Annotated in this window: 13 protein-coding genes; 8 read left to right on the forward strand and 5 right to left on the reverse strand. The window is 67.5% G+C overall.

Going from position 1 to position 18,537, the window contains the following annotated elements; genetic code table 11:
- Window positions 1-10 precede the first annotated feature (10 nt).
- Together ACIRP2_RS17720 and rpsF are read right to left on the reverse strand one after the other, a co-directional pair.
- Window positions 11-610: a single-stranded DNA-binding protein gene (locus ACIRP2_RS17720; RefSeq protein ID WP_404251201.1), complete on the reverse strand. Its 600-nt coding sequence runs from the start codon at window positions 608-610 to the stop codon at window positions 11-13.
- A 74-nt stretch (window positions 611-684) separates the two neighbouring features.
- Entirely contained in the window at window positions 685-975 is a 291-nt protein-coding gene (gene rpsF, locus ACIRP2_RS17725; RefSeq protein ID WP_015609864.1) for a 30S ribosomal protein S6, read from the reverse strand.
- Window positions 976-1,253: 278 nt separating this feature from the next.
- On the opposite strand from rpsF, the gene ACIRP2_RS17730 reads away from it, so the two are divergent.
- The 3 genes from ACIRP2_RS17730 to ACIRP2_RS17740 all read left to right on the forward strand — a co-directional run bounded on the left by ACIRP2_RS17730 (window position 1,254) and on the right by ACIRP2_RS17740 (window position 4,082).
- A complete protein-coding gene (locus ACIRP2_RS17730; RefSeq protein WP_404251203.1) occupies window positions 1,254-1,568 on the forward strand; it encodes a hypothetical protein in 315 nt (104 codons plus the stop codon).
- 237 nt (window positions 1,569-1,805) lie between these two features.
- A complete protein-coding gene (locus tag ACIRP2_RS17735; protein ID WP_404251205.1) occupies window positions 1,806-2,924 on the forward strand; it encodes a lipid II:glycine glycyltransferase FemX in 1,119 nt (372 codons plus the stop codon).
- A 126-nt stretch (window positions 2,925-3,050) separates the two neighbouring features.
- Window positions 3,051-4,082, forward strand: coding sequence for an alanine racemase (locus ACIRP2_RS17740; protein ID WP_404251207.1), 1,032 nt, complete (start codon window positions 3,051-3,053; stop codon window positions 4,080-4,082).
- Between the two features lie 50 nt (window positions 4,083-4,132).
- On the opposite strand, the gene ACIRP2_RS17745 is transcribed toward ACIRP2_RS17740, so the two are convergent.
- Both ACIRP2_RS17745 and ACIRP2_RS17750 read right to left on the reverse strand, forming a co-directional pair.
- Window positions 4,133-5,626 (reverse strand): glycosyltransferase family 87 protein, encoded by a 1,494-nt coding sequence (locus tag ACIRP2_RS17745; RefSeq protein ID WP_404251209.1) that lies wholly within the window; start codon window positions 5,624-5,626, stop codon window positions 4,133-4,135.
- 119 nt (window positions 5,627-5,745) lie between these two features.
- Window positions 5,746-8,439, reverse strand: coding sequence for a transglycosylase domain-containing protein (locus ACIRP2_RS17750; RefSeq protein ID WP_404251211.1), 2,694 nt, complete (start codon window positions 8,437-8,439; stop codon window positions 5,746-5,748).
- 398 nt (window positions 8,440-8,837) lie between these two features.
- On the opposite strand from ACIRP2_RS17750, the gene ACIRP2_RS17755 reads away from it, so the two are divergent.
- The 3 genes from ACIRP2_RS17755 (at window position 8,838) to ACIRP2_RS17765 (ending at window position 12,082) form a co-directional block, all read left to right on the forward strand.
- Window positions 8,838-9,545, forward strand: a complete 708-nt coding sequence (locus ACIRP2_RS17755) for a helix-turn-helix transcriptional regulator (RefSeq protein WP_376286810.1) — start codon at window positions 8,838-8,840, stop codon at window positions 9,543-9,545.
- Between the two features lie 61 nt (window positions 9,546-9,606).
- A complete protein-coding gene (locus tag ACIRP2_RS17760; RefSeq protein ID WP_351072308.1) occupies window positions 9,607-10,689 on the forward strand; it encodes an inositol-3-phosphate synthase in 1,083 nt (360 codons plus the stop codon).
- A 124-nt stretch (window positions 10,690-10,813) separates the two neighbouring features.
- Window positions 10,814-12,082 carry an MFS transporter gene (locus ACIRP2_RS17765; RefSeq protein WP_404251214.1) on the forward strand — a complete coding sequence of 423 codons (1,269 nt, stop codon included), beginning with the start codon at window positions 10,814-10,816 and terminating at the stop codon, window positions 12,080-12,082.
- 306 nt (window positions 12,083-12,388) lie between these two features.
- On the opposite strand, the gene ACIRP2_RS17770 is transcribed toward ACIRP2_RS17765, so the two are convergent.
- Window positions 12,389-13,831: a CCA tRNA nucleotidyltransferase gene (locus tag ACIRP2_RS17770; protein ID WP_404251216.1), complete on the reverse strand. Its 1,443-nt coding sequence runs from the start codon at window positions 13,829-13,831 to the stop codon at window positions 12,389-12,391.
- Between the two features lie 183 nt (window positions 13,832-14,014).
- Between ACIRP2_RS17770 and ACIRP2_RS17775 the strand changes: the two genes are divergently transcribed.
- Window positions 14,015-16,312 carry a DUF6049 family protein gene (locus ACIRP2_RS17775; protein ID WP_404251218.1) on the forward strand — a complete coding sequence of 766 codons (2,298 nt, stop codon included), beginning with the start codon at window positions 14,015-14,017 and terminating at the stop codon, window positions 16,310-16,312.
- Between the two features lie 49 nt (window positions 16,313-16,361).
- Window positions 16,362-18,518: a murein biosynthesis integral membrane protein MurJ gene (murJ, locus tag ACIRP2_RS17780; protein WP_404251220.1), complete on the forward strand. Its 2,157-nt coding sequence runs from the start codon at window positions 16,362-16,364 to the stop codon at window positions 18,516-18,518.
- The last annotated feature ends 19 nt before the right edge of the window (window positions 18,519-18,537 follow it).

Here is an 18,537-nt window from a genome sequence, read left to right on the forward strand (position 1 = left end):
ACGAGCTGCCCTAGAAGGGAGGCTCGTCCGAGTAGCCGCCGCCGGAGCCGCCGGAGCTTCCGCCCCAACCGCCTCCTTGCTGGCCCCCGCCCTGCTGGCCGCCGGCCGGCGCGCTCGTGGCCCACGGGTCGTCGGCGGGAGCGCCGCCACCACCCTGCTGGCCACCGCCGCTGGGACCGCCGCCCCAGCCGCCTCCGCCCTGCTGGCCACCGCCGTATCCACCCTGGCCGCCCTGACCACCGCGACCGGTGGTCTTGGTGACCTTGGCCGTGGCGTTCTTGAGGCTGGGGCCGACTTCCTCGACGTCCAGCTCGTAGACCGTGCGCTTGACGCCCTCGCGGTCTTCGTACGACCGCTGCTTCAGCCGGCCCTGCACGACAACGCGCATGCCTCGCTGGAGCGACTCGGCGACGTTCTCCGCCGCCTGCCGCCAGACCGAGCAGGTGAGGAACAGGCCTTCGCCGTCCTTCCACTCATTGGTCTGCCGGTCGAAGATGCGGGGAGTGGACGCGACACGGAACTTCGCGACCGCCGCACCGGACGGGGTGAAGCGCAGCTCGGGGTCGTCGACGAGATTGCCGACGACCGTGATGACGGTCTCGCCTGCCATGGGTGAACCTCTCGGCGGGGATTGCTTCTGGCTGCTTGCTGCTACTCGAACCCGATGACCACTGAGCTAGATGCTCAGTGGATCTCGGGACGGAGGACCTTGGTCCGGAGGACCGACTCGTTCAGGTTCATCTGGCGGTCGAGCTCCTTGACGACCGCAGGCTCGGCCTGCAGGTCGATGACCGAGTAGATGCCCTCGGGCTTCTTCTTGATCTCGTAAGCGAGACGACGACGGCCCCAGGTGTCGACCTTCTCGACCTTTCCGTTGCCCTCACGGACGACGGAGAGGAAGTTCTCGATCAGCGGGGAGACAGCGCGCTCCTCGAGATCGGGGTCGAGGATGACCATCACCTCGTAGTGACGCATGTGGAACCCACCTCCTTTGGACTCAGCGGCCACGGTCGTTCCGTGGCAGGAGGGTCGTGATGCGTGAGCAACAGTGTCTCCGAGTAGAACAGCCACCACTGACAACGCCCTCCTCCTGGAGGGGGCCGCAGTGCTGGCCTGGGCAGACACCGGTGCAGACGTTACAGACTACCCGCACACCCGCTTCCGGTTGAAATCCGGTGCCCAGGAGACGCAATCTGGACACATCGGATGTGAGCGGTGCCACAAGACGCCGCCTTTCGGCCAGGAGGTACTCCATGGCACAGGCAGTTCGACCCCGTCCCCGCGTCTCTCTTCTTGCCACGGACGGCAGGAAGCATCCGCTCCAGGAGACCCTGGTCGCGGTGACCCTGGTGCTCGGTGCGCTCGCCTTCGTGACGGCGATGTTCCACAACCTGCACCTGATCAGTTCGTGGGCCGGGCTGATCGGAATCCTCACCGCCGCGTACGGGCAGTACGTGTCGGCGACCACGCGCGAGAGGTTCCCGCTGATCATCGGCATGGGTGCCTCCGCCATCGGGTTCTTCCTGGGCATGGCTCACGGTGGCCTCTTCGGCGGCATAGTGGGCTGATTCAAGAAAGACACAACCACACACAGTCGGACATATCTGGACACGCAAGTCGGTGCCAGGGCCCTCGTGGGGACCTGGCGCCGTTCCTCGTGCGGGGGCCCCGCCACCCGGGTCCCGACGGGACGAACCGGCAAGGTCGCACAGGGCCAGACGGGGCGCTCCCCGGTCGCAGTAGGCTTCGGCGCGAGAGCCGGAGCCCCTGACCGATGGGGACACACCTGCCGAGGAGCGCCCCGCATGAGCCTGACCCTGAGGACCATCAGCCGAGAGCAGCATCTGGCTTACATCCAGAATCTGCCCGCGGCGAGTCACATGCAGGTCCCGGCATGGGCAGATGTGAAAGCCGAGTGGCGCTCTGAGAGCCTGGGCTGGTTCGACAAGAACGGACAACTCGTCGGAGTCGGCCTGGTGCTCTACCGGCAGCTGCCCAAGATCAAACGGTATCTCGCCTACCTGCCCGAGGGCCCGGTCATCAACTGGTACGCCCCGAACCTGGACGACTGGCTGCAGCCGATGCTGACGCACCTCAAGCAGCAGGGCGCCTTCTCCGTGAAGATGGGCCCGCCGGTCATCATCCGCCGCTGGGACGCGGCCGCCATCAAGTCGGGTATCCAGGACCCGGACGTGAAGCGGCTGCGCGATGTAGAGGCCACCCACATCGAACCGCGTGCCTTCGAGGTCGCGGACCGGCTGAGGAAGATGGGCTGGCAGCAGGGCGAGGACGGCGGCGCCGGGTTCGGTGACGTGCAGCCGCGCTACATCTTCCAGGTACCGCTGGCGAACCGGTCGCTCGAAGATGTCCACAAGGGCTTCAACCAGCTGTGGCGGCGCAACATCAAGAAGGCCGAGAAGGCCGGCGTCGAGGTCGTGCAGGGCGGCTACGAGGAACTCGCCGAGTGGCAGCGGCTGTACGAGATCACGGCGGAGCGCGACCACTTCCGGCCGCGGCCGCTGGGCTACTTCCAGCGCATGTGGACCGCCCTCAACAACGAGGACCCCAACCGGATGCGGCTGTACTTCGCCCGGCACGAGGGCGAGAACGTCGCGGCCGCGACCATGCTGATCGTCGGCGGCCACGTCTGGTACTCGTACGGCGCGTCCGCCAACCACAAGCGCGAGGTCCGGCCCTCGAACGCGATGCAGTGGCGGATGCTGCGCGACGCGTACGCCATGGGAGCCACCGTCTACGACCTGCGCGGCATCTCCGACTCGCTGGACGAGACCGACCACCTCTTCGGTCTGATCCAGTTCAAGGTGGGCACCGGTGGTCAGGCCGCCGAGTACCTCGGCGAGTGGGACTTCCCGCTCAACAAGCTGCTGCACAAGGCGCTCGACATCTACATGTCGCGTCGCTGATACGCGTCGTCCCGCTGACGAAACCGGCTTCATTCGTTTCAATGGGGACTTCGACCCGACAGACACCCCTCAAAGCCCCGTACACCTCTGATCCACCGCAGCCACCAGAAGGGTTCCGGACCGGCCATGGCGCTCTCCCTCTACGTCGACACCGCGCGCTGGCGGGCGCACCAGAAATCCGTCCTCGACCAGTTCCCCGGCCTCGTCCCGGTCTGCAAGGGCAACGGATACGGTTTCGGTCACGAGCGGCTCGCCGACGAGGCCATCCGCTTCGGCTCCGACATGCTCGCCGTCGGCACCACCTACGAGGCGGCCCGCATCAAGGACTGGTTCAGCGGCGATCTGCTGGTCCTCACCCCGTTCCGCCGGGGCGAGGAGCCGGTGCCGCTGCCCGACCGTGTCATCCGGTCTGTCTCCTCCGTGGACGGAGTGCACGCGCTGGTGGGCGCGCGGGTCGTCATCGAGTGCATGAGCTCGATGAAGCGCCACGGCGTCAAGGAGGAGGAGCTCGGGCTGCTGCACGCCGCCATCGAGGACGTACGCCTCGAAGGTTTCGCCCTGCACCTGCCGCTGGACCGCACGGACGGCTCGGACGCGGTCGAGGAAGTGATCGCCTGGATGGACCGGCTCCGCGCCGCCAGGCTGCCCCTGCACACCATGTTCGTCAGCCATCTGCGCGCCGAGGAGCTGGGCCGGCTGCAGCAGCAGTTCCCGCAGACCCGCTTCCGCGCCCGCATCGGTACCCGGCTGTGGCTCGGCGACCACGAGGCGACGGAGTACCGGGGCGCCGTTCTGGACGTCACACCTGTCGTCAAGGGGGACCGCTTCGGCTATCGCCAGCAGAAGGCCGCCTCGGACGGCTGGCTGGTGGTCGTCGCGGGCGGTACGTCGCACGGTGTGGGCCTGGAGGCCCCGAAGGCCCTGCACGGGGTGATGCCGCGCGCCAAGGGCGTCGCCCGCGCGGGTCTGGCCACGGTCAACCGCAACCTGTCCCCGTTCGTCTGGGCGGGCAAGCAGCGCTGGTTCGCCGAACCGCCGCACATGCAGGTGTCGATCCTGTTCGTTCCCTCGGACGCTCAGGAGCCGAAGGTCGGTGACGAGCTGGTGGCCCATCTGCGCCACACGACCACCCAGTTCGACCGCCTGGTCGACCGCTAGGAGGGCTCCCAGGAATCTCTCCGGGGGCTCCGTCCCCGGAGAGATCCGGATCAGTCGGCGGTGGGGCCGTGCCCCGTACCCCAGTCCACCCGCGGCCCTTCGACGGCGGGCTGGTCGTGCAGCGGCGGACGCGCCGCCCGCCTCAGCACGAATACGTCCGCGGATCCGTCGAGCACCCCGCCGGACGGATCGTCCGACCCGTCGCGCCGTACGACGTCCCGCTCGGGCACCAGGATGTCCCGTACGACCACGGCGCAGAGGTACAGCGTGCCCAGCAGGTGCAGGGCGATCGCCAGCTGATACCCCTCCGTGGGCAGCCCCTGGTGCTTGTCCCCGCTCGTCGTGTACGCGAGGTACATCCAGATGCCCAGGAAGTACATGACCTCGCACGCCTGCCAGATCAGGAAGTCGCGCCAGCGCGGCCTGGCCAGGACGGCCAGGGGAATCAGCCACAGCACGTACTGCGGCGAATAGACCTTGTTGACGAGGATGAACGCGGCGACGACGAGAAAGACGAGCTGCGCGAAGCGCGGCCTGCGCGGAGCCGTCAGCGTCAGTGCGGCGATGCCCGCGCACAGCAGGACCATCAGCAGCTCGGAGACGTGGTTGACCGTCGATGTCTCGATGGACATGCCGGTGCGCTGGGTGATGATCAGCCAGAAGGAGCCGAAGTCGATGCCCCGTTTTTCGCTGAACGTGTAGAACTTGCTCCAGCCCTCGGGCGCGAAGATCATCACCGGCAGGTTCACCACCAGCCAGGAGCCTGCCGCCCCGAGCGTCGCCAGGCCGAACTCCCGCCACTTGCCCGCCCGCCAGCACAGGACGAGGAGGGGCCCCAGCAGGAACAAGGGATAGAGCTTGGCGGCCGTGGCCAGCCCGACGAGGATGCCGAACGCCAGCGCCCGTCCCCGGGACCACATGAGCATCGCCGCGGCCGTCAGCGCGACGGCCAGCAGATCCCAGTTGATCGTCGCAGTGAGTGCGAAGGCGGGCGCGAGGGCCACCAGCAGCCCGTCCCAGGGGCGGCGGCGATGGGTACGGGCGACACAGACGGCGATGATCACAGCGCAGATCATCAGCATGCCGGCGTTGACCATCCAGTACATCTGCTCACGGTGCTGCACGTCTCCGCCCGGCGTCAGCCAGGACGCGATCTGCATGAACAGGCCCGTCAGAACGGGGTACTCCAGGTACTGCATGTCGCCGGCCAGCCGGTCGAAGTACGGGACGAGGCCGTCGGAGAAGCCGCGTGCGACGTAGAGATGCGGAATGTCCGAGTAACAGGCGTGCGTGTACTGCGAACCTGCGCCCCTGAACCAGGCCCAGTTGTAGCAGGGCAGCTTCTGCACCATGCCGAGCGCGAACATCCCGACAGCCACCAGCGCGATGACGCCCACGGGCGTGAGTGCCGTGGTACCGAGCCGTGTCCAGCGCCCCGACCGCCCGCCGATCAGCTCGCTGCCGGCCTCGGCGATCTCGTCCTGGTGCGTGGGCCGCACAACGGGCCGTGTCCGGTCCACACTCGTGTCTTCTGGGCTTGGCATGCCGCTCATCCTGCCGTACGGGGCTGTGGAAACGTCGAGGGCCGCCGCACCGTGTGGTGCGACGGCCCTCGACCGGAATCCGGTCGGCCGGATCGCCTGTCTAACCGGCCGGGGGGCCGCTAACCGGCCGGACCTCCGAAGATTCCACCGTTCCCGTTCCCATTGCCGTTCCCATTGCCGTTCCCGTTACCGCCGCCCGGTGACGTGGCGGATGTCGACGGGTCGGGAATGGGGCCGCCGCCGTCTCCTCCGTTCCCCGCACCGGCGTTGGCTCCGCCGTTGCTGTTCTGGCAGCTCCGGTCCCATACGCTGCAGGTCTCGCTGGGGTCGGGGTCGGGCGTGGGCGGGGGCGTCGAGGGCGACTCGGACACCGGCGCGGTCGGCGTCGGCGAGGTCTCCATCGTGGGCGTCGGCTCGGGGCTCTGCGCGCCGCCGCCGTAGACCGTCTCACCGATCGGCGTCGGCTCCGGGAAGGTCAGGACCGGCTGACCCTGCAGCGCGCCCGCCATGTAGTCGTGCCAGATCTGGGCCGGGAACGAGGCACCGTGGATCTTCGCCTCACCACCCGTACCGAACATCTTCTCGAACTCGCGGTGGGTGTTCTTCTCGTCGTCGTCCAGCCGGTACATGCTGATGGCCGTCGACAGCTGCGGGGTGTAGCCGACGAACCAGGCGGACCTGTTGCCGTCCGTCGTACCCGTCTTGCCGGCCACGTCGCGGCCGGGGAGCTGCGCGGGGGTGCCGGTTCCGTGCTCGACGACGTTCTTCAGGACGTCGGTGACGTTGTCGGCGATGTTCGGTTCGAAGGCGCGCTTGGGAACGCCCTTGTGCCGATAGATGACCTCGCCCTCGTGCTTCACCTCGGAGACCGAGTAGGGCTCGCGCTGCATACCGCTGTCGGCGAAGGTCGCGTACGCACCGGCCATGCGGATCGCACTGGGCGAGGACGTACCGATGGAGAACGACGGCACATTCGAATTCGCCATGTTGGTGTCGTCCTTGAGCCCCGCGGCCATGGCGACGTCCTTCACCTTGTCGGTGCCGACGTCCATGCCGAGCTGTACGTAGGGGGAGTTGGCGGACACCTGCATCGCCTCACGGAGGGTGATGTTGCCCTCCGACTTCCCGCCGTCGTTGGTCTGCAGCCACTCCTTGCCGTTCTCGTCCGTCCAGATCTCGCCGTTGTATCTCTTGATCTTCAGCTTGTCGTCGCCGTTGTAGATGCTCAGCGGCGAGACCTTCTCACGCTGGGAGTCGGCCTGGTCCGCAGGGAGCGAAGGGTCGAGCCTGCCGTACTCCATCGCCGCCGCCAGCACGAACGGCTTGAAGGTCGAGCCGACCTGCGCACCGGTGGGGTCGGCGTTGTTGGTGTAGTGCTTGGTCGCGTCCTGACCACCGTAGATCGCCACGATGGCACCGGTCTTGGGATCCACCGAACCCCCGCCGAACTGGACGTGGGTGTCCGTCTCGGGGCGCTGCTTCGGTTTGATCTTGTTGTCGTAGACCTTCTGGACCGCGGCGTCGAGCTCCTTGACCTTCTTCTTGTTGAAGGTGGTGTGGATCTCGTAGCCGCCCTGGGCGAGCTTTATCGCCGTGACGCCCTGGTCGTTGTTGTTGAGGAAGTACTTCTTGGCGAGGTCGACCAGGTAGCCGGTCTGACCGCCCAGCTGGGCGTTCTTCTTCGGCGACCTGGGCATCGGGAACTCGGTGTACTTGGCGCGCTCCGTCGCCGAGAGGCGGTTGTCCTTCACCTCTTCGTCGAGGATCCACTTCCAGCGCTTCTTGGCCCGTTCGGTGTTCTTCGCCTTGGTGGCCTGCACTTCATCGACCTCGGGGGCGCCCGCCGGGTCGTAGTAGCTGGCTCCCTTGAGCAGCGTGGCCAGGAAGGCGCACTCGCTCGGGTTCAGATCCTTGGCGTCCTTGCCGTAGTACGTGCGGGCCGCGGCCTGGAGACCGGACGCGCCTCGCCCGTAGTACGAGATGTTGAGGTAGTCACGGATGATGTCCTTCTTGTCCATCGTGTTGGTGACTTTGAGCGTGATGAAGAGTTCCTGGAACTTCCGGCTCAGGGTCTGCTCCTGAGACAGGTACGAGTTCTTCACGTACTGCTGGGTGATCGTGGAGCCGCCCTGGGTCTCGCCACCACTGGCCATGTTGTACAGGGCGCGGGCGATGCCCATCGGGTCGATGCCGCTGTCATGGTCGAAGGACTTGTTCTCCGCCGAGATGACCGCGTTCCGCATGGCTTCGGGGATCTGGTCGTAGCCGATGATCTGACGGTTGACCTCACCGCCCGTGGCGACCATCTGCGAGCCGTCGTCCCAGAAGTAGACGTTGTTCTGCGCCTTCGCGGTGGCCTTCACGTCGGGCGTGGTCACCATCGCGTACGCGAGACCGGCAAGGCCCATGATCAGGCCGAGGAAGCCGACACAGAGACCGGAGACCAGCTTCCACGACGGGACCCAGCGCCAAAAGCCGTACTTCCCGGCGCGCGGGTAGTCGATGAAGCGCTTCTTGACAGGACCCTGGCCACCCCGGCCACGTCCCCTGCCCGGGCCCTCGTGTCCACCGTCGCCGCCACCACGACGACGGCCACCGCCGCCGCCACGGCTCCCGCCGCCGCGCTGGGCGGCCCGTCTGGCCGCCGCGCGCCCGCCGTACGGACTGTCACCGCCATCCGCACCGGAAGGTGATCCTGATGTTACTCCGCGTGACGGAGCGGCGCGGCGTCCTGAGGACTGCTGGGCGGCTCGTCTGGCCGCTGCACGCCCCCCACCTTGCGGTTGCGGCGTTTTGCGACGGTGCTCGCTCATGGAACGACTACTCCTCGGGCAGGCGAGAGCGCCTGGAAGCGGCAGTTGAGATCCGGTCCCCCGAATTACGGACCAGCCCTGCGACGGGCTCGTCCACAGTGCATCCGGCTAGTCCGCGAAAACCGACGCGTATGCGCGTCTCGCGGTTCCCGGTGGTCTGCATGCCGGACAGACTACGCACGGCCAAAACCCCCCTAGGGCCGAACTTCACCTCAAACAGCGCAAGTCGGTGCCTACGAATTCACGATGTGACGCCGTTCACGATGACCGCTCTTGTCGCAGAGCGACGACCGATCTATCGTCGTGATGTATCGAGTCGATACATCAGCTCGGTACATCGACTCGGCACAGGGCTCCGCAGGAGCACTCGGTGAAGCGCGGAGAAGGAGGAGGCGAACTTGAGCAGACGCTCCGGCATCCTCGAATTCGCCGTTCTCGGTCTGCTCCGCGAATCTCCGATGCACGGGTACGAGCTGCGCAAACGCCTCAACACTTCGTTGGGGATCTTTCGCGCCTTCAGCTACGGCACCCTCTACCCCTGCCTCAAGACGCTGGTCGCCAACGGCTGGTTGATCGAGGAGCCGGGCAGCGCCCCGGCCGATCTTCCGCCCGCCGCCGGCCGCTCGGTCGCCCCCGCCTCCTCACTGGCCGGGCGCCGCGCCAAGATCGTCTACCGGCTGACGGCAGAAGGTAAGGAGCACTTCGAGGAGCTGCTCTCGCACACTGGCCCCGATTCCTGGGAGGACGAGCACTTCGCGGCTCGTTTCGCCTTCTTCGGTCAGACGGAGCACGAGGTGCGGATGCGGGTGCTGGAAGGCCGGCGCAGCCGACTGGAGGAGCGCCTGGAGAAGATGCGGGCCTCTCTGGCCCGCACGCGCGAGCGCCTCGACGACTACACGCTTGAGCTGCAGCGACACGGCATGGAATCCGTGGAGCGCGAAGTGCGCTGGCTGAACGAGCTCATCGAGAGCGAGCGGTCGGGACGGGATCAGCGACGATCCTCGCCCGGGAGCGAAGCTCAGCAGAACACAGCAGGAGAGACGGACGGCCTGCCCCGGCACCGGGGTGACACCCCGCCGGATCCGTCCGACGACACCTCAAAGTGAGGTCCCCGCTGAATCGCGGGGCCTCATCGGGAACATCCATTACACACAGGGAGCAACCGGAATGGGTTCGGTTCGCGTAGCCATCGTCGGCGTGGGCAACTGCGCCGCCTCGCTGGTCCAGGGCGTCGAGTACTACAAGGACGCCGATCCGGCCGGCAAGGTGCCCGGTCTGATGCACGTCCAGTTCGGCGACTACCACGTGCGGGACGTCGAGTTCGTCGCCGCCTTCGACGTCGACGCGAAGAAGGTCGGACTCGACCTCGCGGACGCCATCGGCGCCAGCGAGAACAACACCATCAAGCTCTGCGACGTGCCGAACGCCGGCGTCACCGTCCAGCGTGGCCACACCCACGACGGCCTGGGCAAGTACTACCGCCAGACCATCGAGGAGTCGGCCGAGGCCCCGGTCGACGTCGTCCAGGTCCTCAAGGACCGCAAGGTCGACGTTCTCGTCTGCTACCTGCCGGTCGGGTCCGAGGTCGCCGCGAAGTTCTACGCCCAGTGCGCCATCGACGCCAAGGTCGCGTTCGTCAACGCTCTCCCGGTCTTCATCGCCGGTACCAAGGAGTGGGCGGACAAGTTCACCGAGGCCGGTGTCCCGATCGTCGGCGACGACATCAAGTCGCAGGTCGGTGCCACCATCACGCACCGCGTGATGGCGAAGCTCTTCGAGGACCGGGGCGTCATCCTGGACCGCACGATGCAGCTGAACGTCGGCGGCAACATGGACTTCAAGAACATGCTCGAGCGTGAGCGCCTGGAGTCGAAGAAGATTTCCAAGACGCAGGCCGTCACCTCCCAGATCCGCGACCGCGAGCTCGGTGCGGACAACGTCCACATCGGCCCGTCGGACTACGTGGCCTGGCTGGACGACCGCAAGTGGGCGTATGTGCGCCTTGAGGGCCGCGCCTTCGGTGACGTTCCGCTGAACCTGGAGTACAAGCTGGAGGTCTGGGACTCCCCGAACTCCGCAGGTGTCATCATCGACGCCGTCCGCGCCGCGAAGATCGCCAAGGACCGCGGCATCGGTGGCCCGATCCTCTCCGCATCCTCGTACTTCATGAAGTCCCCGCCGGTCCAGTACTTCGACGACGAGGCCCGCGAGAACGTCGAGAAGTTCATCAGGGGCGAGGTCTCCAACTGACGCGACCGGACACGGTGCGTCGGCGCGGATCGCTGATGAGCGGCAACGCTCGTCCCTTTCCGCATCGTTGAGGGTCCCCGGGTAATCCGCCCGGGGACCCTCAACGTATGTGACCCTTGATCACATGCCCGTCGTAGGTGATCTGCGCGTACTTCTGCGCCTTCGGAACTTCCGTCGTCTGCTCGCCGTACGACTTCTTTCCCAGTCGGCCGACGGCGTCTACCAGGTGGCGCTGGCGGCGCATGTCGTCTTCTCCCCGGAGAAACAGGCATCGGCGGGGGCCATCGCCTCCGCGATGGCCGTGCTGCTGCTGCCCTACTCGCTCATCGGCCCGTTCGCCGGCGTCCTGCTGGATCGCTGGCCACGACGCCAGGTCTTCCTGTACGGCAATCTGCTGCGCGCCGCACTCGCCTGCTGCACGGCACTCCTGATCCTCGGCTCCGCACCCGACTGGCTCTTCTACACCTCGGCGCTGTGTGTCACCGCGGTCAACCGTTTCGTGCTGGCCGGACTCTCGGCCGCACTGCCGCGAGTCGTCGACAGGGACCGGCTGGTGCTCGCGAATTCACTCTCACCGACCGCGGGCACGCTCGCCGCCACAGCCGGCGGCGGGCTCGCCTTCATCGTGCGGCTGGTGCTCGCCGATTCCGATGCGGCGGTGGTGTTGCTGGGCGCCGTGCTCTATCTCGCTTCGGCACTGGTCTCGTTGAGCCTTGCCACCGGGCTCCTGGGCCCGGACCAGGACGGGCGCCGCATCCGGCTGGGGAAGGCGCTGGCCATCACCGCCCGGGGTCTTGCGGACGGGCTGCGCCATCTGGCGGAGCGGAGGCAAGCCACCCGGGCGCTGGCCGCCATGACCGTGCTCCGCTTCTGCTACGGGGCGCTCACCGTGATGGTGCTGATGTTGAGCCGGTACGCCTGGTCCGACAGCGAATCCGAGGGCCTGGCCCTCCTCGGGCTGGCAGTGGGGATCTCCGGAGCGGGATTCTTCGCGGCGGCCGTGGTGACGCCTTGGACGGTGGGGCGGCTCGGCCGGTTCCGTTGGATGGCCGTATGCGCGGCGACGGCGGCCGTCCTCGAACCCGCACTGGGGCTGTGGTTCGTTCCCGCACCGATATTCGCGGCGGCGTTCGTGCTCGGACTCGTCACGCAGGGGGCGAAGATCGCGACGGACACGGTGGTGCAGACCTCGGTGGACGACACCTTCCGCGGCCGGGTCTTCTCCCTCTACGACGTGCTGTTCAATGTGGCTTTCGTGGGCGCCGCCGCAGTCTCCGCCCTGATGCTGCCTCCTGATGGGCGGTCGGTCGTACTGGTGACCGGCGTGGCCGTTCTCTATGCGTTCGCCGCCGTGATGCTCTTCCGCTGGAGCCGAGCCGAGAGGCCGCTCTAGCCCTACGGCCACGGAAGGCTTACGGGGATGCTCGCGGGGCCGGTGCCGTACGCCGCACGACGGAGGATCGTCCTCGTGCCGGACGCACTCAGGTGAGGCCACAACGTGGACAGGCGCCATGCCGGGCATCGCGAGCCGGTGAACCCTTCTCGTCACAGCACCGGCGTTCCCGGCATGACGAGGGGCGCTGTTTCACGTGAAACAGCGCCCCTCGTCATGCCGGGCCCCCGGTCGTGTTCGTGCTCATGTTTCACGTGAAACATGAGCACAGCCGCCGCACGACCACTGGCTGCACCGCCACTGGTCTCAGCTCTGCCCGGCCCACCATTGCTTGAGCTTCCCGACCGCCACGTCATGCTCCATGGGCCCATGCTCCAGTCGCAGCTCCAGCAGGAAGGCGTACGCCTTGCCGATCACCGGACCAGGCCCGATCCCCAAGGTCTTCATGATCTCGTTGCCGTCCAGGTCGGGGCGGATGGCGTCCAACGCCTCCTTCTCCTGGAGCTGAGCGATGCGCTCCTCGAGCCCGTCATAGGTCCGCGAGAGGGCAGCGGCCTTGCGCTTGTTGCGCGTGGTGCAGTCCGATCGGGTCAGCTTGTGCAGCCGCTCCAGCAGGGGGCCCGCGTCACGTACGTACCGGCGCACCGCGGAGTCGGTCCACTCTCCGTCGCCGTAGCCGTGGAAACGCAGATGAAGTTCCACGAGCTTCGAGACGTCCTTGACCATGTCGTTGGAGTACTTGAGCTCGGTCATCCGCTTCTTGACCATCTTGGCGCCCACCACTTCGTGGTGATGGAAGGAGACGCGCCCGTCCTTCTCGAAGCGCCGTGTCCTCGGCTTACCGATGTCATGGAGGAGGGCGGCCAGACGCAGAACCAGATCGGGACCGTTCTCCTCCAGGTCGATCGCCTGTTCCAGGACGGTCAGCGAGTGCTCGTAGACGTCCTTGTGACGGTGATGCTCATCACTCTCCAGGCGAAGGGCGGGGAGCTCGGGCAGCACCTGCTGTGCCAGTCCCGTGCCGACCAGCAGCGCCAGCCCCTTGCGGGGGTGGGCGGAGAGAAGCAGCTTGTTGAACTCCTCCCGGACCCGCTCGGCGGAGACGATCTCGATACGCTCTGCCATTTCCGTCATCGCCGTGACCACATCGGGGGCGACGTCGAAGTCCAGCTGCGCCGCGAAGCGAGCAGCGCGCAGCATGCGCAGCGGATCGTCCGAGAAGGACTCCTCGGGTGTGCCGGGAGTACGCAGTACACGCTCGGCCAGATCCTCAAGACCGCCATGAGGGTCGATGAAGTCCTTCTGCGGAAGTGCGACGGCCATCGCGTTGACCGTGAAGTCACGACGGACGAGATCTTCCTCGATGGAGTCGCCGTAGGACACCTCGGGCTTGCGCGAGGTCCTGTCGTACGCCTCCGACCTGTATGTCGTCACCTCGATCTGGTAGCCGTCCTTCTGGGCGCCCACCGTGCCGAAGGCGATCCCGACCTCCCATACCGAGTCTGCCCACGGACGGACGATCTTCAGCACCGCCTCGGGGCGGGCGTCGGTCGTGAAGTCCAGGTCGTTCCCGAGCCTGCCCAGGAGTGCATCCCGGACCGAGCCGCCGACCAGGGCGAGACTGAATCCTGCATCCTGGAAACGGCGGGCGAGGTCGTCGGCGACCGGTGACACCCGCAGCAGTTCGCTGACTGCGCGGTGCTGCACCTGGGTCAGGGCACTGGGGCTGTCTTCATTGGCGTTCGACACAACAGAAAAGGGTACGTGCCCAGACCGGCCCGGTCGTCCTGGTTTCGTCCCGCCCTGCGAGACTCTTCCGATCATGTAGCGGACTCCGCAGCACTTGGCGCCCGCGCACATCGTTACCATGCGGGGACGCAGCAACCGACAACCATCGACACCAACCGACGACGACGAGGGACGGGTAGGCGCGTGGCCGAGGCGGCAGACATCCAGGAGATCGGTCCGTCTCCTGCCCGTCGATGGCTGCGGCGCACAGCCTCCTTGATCATCGGGGCGCCGCTCGTCGCCGCACTGCTGGCCGGTACGGCGGCTCCCGCCGCGCTGGCGAGCGGGACGAACCGGGTCCCCACCGGCTCGGAGACGGTCAAGGTCTCCCTGGACACCCTCGCTCCGAGCGCACCGGTGAAGGGGGACACCCTGAGTGTCTCCGGCACCGTGACCAATCGTGGCAAGGAGACGATCACGCAGGCGGAGGTCGACCTGCGGGTGGGCCCGAAGCTCTTCGGCAGGGCGTCGATCGACGCCGCCGCCAAGCGCACCGGGTATGTCCCCGGCACCGACCCCGCTCCGCTCGGCGGCAAGTACACGGTGAAGTTCGCCAAGCTCCCTGCCGGAATCAGTCAGGACTTCACACTGTCCGTCCCGGTCGACAAGTTGGGGCTCGGCGACGACGGCGTCTACCAGCTCGGTGTCTCGTTGTCGGGACAGACCTCCCGGGCCCGGTACGACCAGGTGCTGGGGATCCAGCGCACCTTCCTGCCCTGGCAGGAGGAGCAGCGTGATTCCAGGACGAAGATCACCTATCTCTGGCCTCTGATCGCATCGGCCCATGTCACCGCAGAGACCGGTTCCGACGATCAGCAGACACCGGTGTTCGCGGACGACGAACTGGCCGCCGAACTCGCTCCGGGCGGCCGTCTCGAACAGATGGTCTCGCTGGGCAGCCAGCTGCCCGTGACGTGGGTCATCGACCCGGATCTGCTGGCCAGTGTCGACGCGATGGCACGGAACTACCGCGTCAAGTCCGGCGACACCACTGTCGCCGGGAAGAACCAGGCCGTCGCCAAGAAATGGCTCGCCTCGCTGGAGGCCGCGGTGTCGGACGGCAAGGTCGTCGCGCTGCCGTTCGGCGACCCCGATCTCGCCTCCATCGCGCACCGCGGCAAGAACGTGTCGGGGACCCTCAGCCACCTCCAGACCGCCACCGAGGTGGCTGGAACGACGGTGGAGACCATCCTGCACGTGAAACCGTCGACGGACTTCGCCTGGCCCGTCGACGGGGCGATCGACCCGTCGATCGTCGATGTCGCCACCTCGGCCGGCGCCCACAATGTGATCGCCCGCAGCGACAGCCTCCAGGAGACCGGCGATCTGCCGTACACGCCGACCGCGGCCCGCCCGATCGGTGGCGGCACCACCGCGGTGGTCTCCGACGCCCGGCTCTCCACGGCCTTCCAGGGCAACATGTCAACGGCGGGGAACTCCACCCTCGCCGTGCAGAAGTTCCTCGCTCTGACCCTCGCCCTGGCGGAACAGGACACCGACACGGAGCGGAGCATCGTCGTCGCACCGCAGCGGATGCCGACAATCGCCCAGGCCCAGTCGATGGCCGGCGCCCTGCACGCCCTCGACGACGAGCGGTGGACGCAGCCCCTCGGGCTCGTCGACGCGGCCGAGGCGAAGCCCGACGCGGACGCGACGACCAGCGTTCCCAGGTCGTCCCAGTACCCGAAGAAGCTCCGCAGCCAGGAACTGCCCACCCAGGCGTTCCAGGACATCAAGTCCACCCAGGTCTCGCTCAACGACTTCCAGGTCATCCTCACCCACCCCGAGCGGGTGGTGACCCCCTTCGGCAATGCGATCAACCGGTCCATGTCGACGTCGTGGCGCGGCAGTCCGCTGAAGGCCCAGCAGTACCGGGACTCGGTGCGCACCTATCTGCAGGGCCTCGTCAACGAGGTCCAGCTCATCTCGAAGTCGGACGTCACCCTGTCCGGCCGCAGCGCCACGATCCCGGTGACGGTGCAGAACCGGTTGTTGCAAGGTGTGGATCATCTGGTCCTCCGGCTGAAGTCGGAGAACGCCACCCGGCTCAAGCTGAACAACGGCGGAGCCGTGGCGGAGCAGCCGATCCGGATCGCCGGCGGTCACAGCCAGTCCGTGAAGTTCGACGCCGCGGCCAACGTCAACGGCCAGGTGCAGATGACCGCACAGCTCTACACCGAGGACGGCACGCCGTACGGCGAAGAGATGACCTTCACCGTGAAGGTCTCCGAGCTCACCCCGACCGTGCTGCTGGTGATCGCCGGCGGGCTGCTGCTCCTGGTCCTGGCGGGCATCAGGATGTACACCCACCGCAAGCGTGCCAACGCGGGCGGCGCGGCCGGGGACAACGGCAGCGAACCCGAGCAGCCGAGTGACCCGACGCCGGACACCGGTCCGGAAAACGGGGCGCCGTCGGGCTCGGGTGAGAAAGTGGAACGTTGAGCGATGTCTGTCGTGGCCGGTCGGCCGGGGACGATGAGGTGGGGTTTCGATGAACGCGCCGTACGACGGTGACCGCGGTCAGGGTGCGGGCGGAGCCGGGTCTGCCGATGGGCCTGCCCCGCATCCCGGACAGGGCCAGGTTCCGCCGGCGCCCGATCCGTACCTGCAGGCCGCGTACGACTACGACCCCTACAGGGCCCAGGATCTGTCCGCCCAGGACCCGGTGAACGAAGCGCTGTACGACCGCGCCGCGCACCCGCCGCCACCTCCTGGCACCTACCAGCAGCCCCAGCCGCTGTACCAGCAGCCACCCGCGGCGCAGTACGCACCCGACCCGCGCATCTGGGCACAGACCCCACCGCCCGAGCCCGATGGGCCGTCGCGGCACCTGCCGTACGGCGACAACCCGGCGACCACCCAGTTCGTCGGGGTCGACGACCTCGTCAGCCGGGCGTCCGACGACCGGGAGCAGGACGCCTTCGCGCACCTGTTCCGGGACCAGGAGGGTCCGGCCGGACCCCCGTCCGTTCCGGCCGAGCCCGAGCCGGCTCCGGCACCCGCACCGCCCAAGTCCGGCGGCCGGGCGTCCGGCCTGCTGAAGTCCAGTGCCGTGATGGCGGCAGGCACGCTCGTCTCCCGGCTCACCGGCTTCGTCCGCAGCCTGGTGATCACCGCCGCACTCGGTGCTGCCCTGCTCGGCGACAGCTTCACCATCGCCTACACGCTGCCGACGATGATCTACATCCTCACCGTCGGTGGCGGGCTGAACTCGGTCTTCGTTCCCCAGCTCGTCCGTTCCATGAAGGACGACGAGGACGGCGGCGAGGCCTACGCCAACCGGCTGCTGACCCTGGTCATGGTCGCGCTCGGTGTCATCGTCGCGATCGCCGTCTTCGCCGCTCCGTGGCTGATCCACATGATGTCGCCGACGATCGCCGGGGACGCGGCGGCCAACAGCGTCGCCGTGACGTTCGCCCGGTACTGTCTGCCGACCATCTTCTTCATGGGCGTGCACGTCGTGATGGGCCAGATCCTCAACGCCCGCGGCAGGTTCGGCGCGATGATGTGGACCCCGGTCCTCAACAACATCGTCATGATCTTCACGTTCGGCATGTTCATCTGGGTCTACGGCACCTCCGCCGAATCCCAGATGGGCGTGCAGACGATCCCGCCGGAGGGCGTCCGGCTCCTGGGCATCGGCACCCTGCTCGGCCTGATCGTCCAGGCCCTGGCCATGATCCCGTATCTGCGCGAGGCCGGCTTCCGCTTCCGCCCGCGCTTCGACTGGAAGGGACACGGGCTCGGCAAGACGGTCAAGCTGGCCAAGTGGACCGTCCTGTTCGTCCTGGCCAACCAGGCCGGGGTGATCGTCGTCACCCAGCTCGCGACGTCGGCGGGCAAGCTGTCCGGCAAGGACGGCACCGGCTTCCTGGCGTACTCCAACGCCCAGCTCATCTGGGGCATGCCGCAGGCGATCATCACCGTGTCGGTCATGGCGGCCCTGCTGCCCCGCATCTCGCGCGCCGCCCATGACGACGACCCGGGTGCCGTCCGCGACGACATCTCCCAGGGGCTGCGGAACTCCGCCGTGGCGATCGTGCCGGTGGCCTTCACGTTCCTCGCCCTCGGCCTGCCGATGTGCACCCTCCTGTACGCCTCCGCGGGCACCGAAGCCGCCCGCTCCATGGGCTACATCCTCATGGCCTTCGGTCTCGGCCTGATCCCGTACTCGGTGCAGTACGTGGTGCTGCGTGGCTTCTACGCCTACGAGGACACCCGGACGCCCTTCTACAACACCGTCATCGTCGCCGCGGTCAACGCGGCCGCCTCGGCCCTCTGCTACGTGGTTCTGCCGGCCCAGTGGGCCGTGGTCGGCATGGCCGCCTCGTACGGACTCGCCTACGCCGTCGGCGTGGGCATCGCCTGGCGACGGCTGCGCAACCGGCTGGGCGGCGACCTGGACGGCGCCCATGTCGTACGCACCTACGCCCGCCTGTGCCTGGCCGCCGTCCCGGCGGCCGTGCTCGGTGGTGGCGTGGGCTTCGCGGTGCTTCTGGGCCTCGGCGAAGGAGCCTTCGGGTCACTCGTCGCGCTGATCTGTGGTGGAGCCGTTCTGCTGGGCGTCTTCTTCGTGGCCGCCAAGCGGATGCGGATCGAAGAGATCAACGGCATGGTCGGCATGGTCCGAGGACGTCTCGGGCGCTGAGGATCACCGGCCGCACAAC

It is taken from the genome of Streptomyces sp. NPDC101194 (genome assembly GCF_044767885.1).
GTDB lineage: Bacteria > Actinomycetota > Actinomycetes > Streptomycetales > Streptomycetaceae > Streptomyces.

Coding starts and splice junctions, on each gene's coding strand:
- ACIRP2_RS17720 (WP_404251201.1), bottom strand. CDS start 610: ATGGCAGGCGAGACCGTCATCACGGTCGTCGGCAATCTCGTCGACGAC.
- rpsF (WP_015609864.1), bottom strand. CDS start 975: ATGCGTCACTACGAGGTGATGGTCATCCTCGACCCCGATCTCGAGGAG.
- ACIRP2_RS17730 (WP_404251203.1), top strand. CDS start 1,254: ATGGCACAGGCAGTTCGACCCCGTCCCCGCGTCTCTCTTCTTGCCACG.
- ACIRP2_RS17735 (WP_404251205.1), top strand. CDS start 1,806: ATGAGCCTGACCCTGAGGACCATCAGCCGAGAGCAGCATCTGGCTTAC.
- ACIRP2_RS17740 (WP_404251207.1), top strand. CDS start 3,051: ATGGCGCTCTCCCTCTACGTCGACACCGCGCGCTGGCGGGCGCACCAG.
- ACIRP2_RS17745 (WP_404251209.1), bottom strand. CDS start 5,626: ATGCCAAGCCCAGAAGACACGAGTGTGGACCGGACACGGCCCGTTGTG.
- ACIRP2_RS17750 (WP_404251211.1), bottom strand. CDS start 8,439: ATGAGCGAGCACCGTCGCAAAACGCCGCAACCGCAAGGTGGGGGGCGT.
- ACIRP2_RS17760 (WP_351072308.1), top strand. CDS start 9,607: ATGGGTTCGGTTCGCGTAGCCATCGTCGGCGTGGGCAACTGCGCCGCC.
- ACIRP2_RS17765 (WP_404251214.1), top strand. CDS start 10,814: ATGCCCGTCGTAGGTGATCTGCGCGTACTTCTGCGCCTTCGGAACTTC.
- murJ (WP_404251220.1), top strand. CDS start 16,362: ATGAACGCGCCGTACGACGGTGACCGCGGTCAGGGTGCGGGCGGAGCC.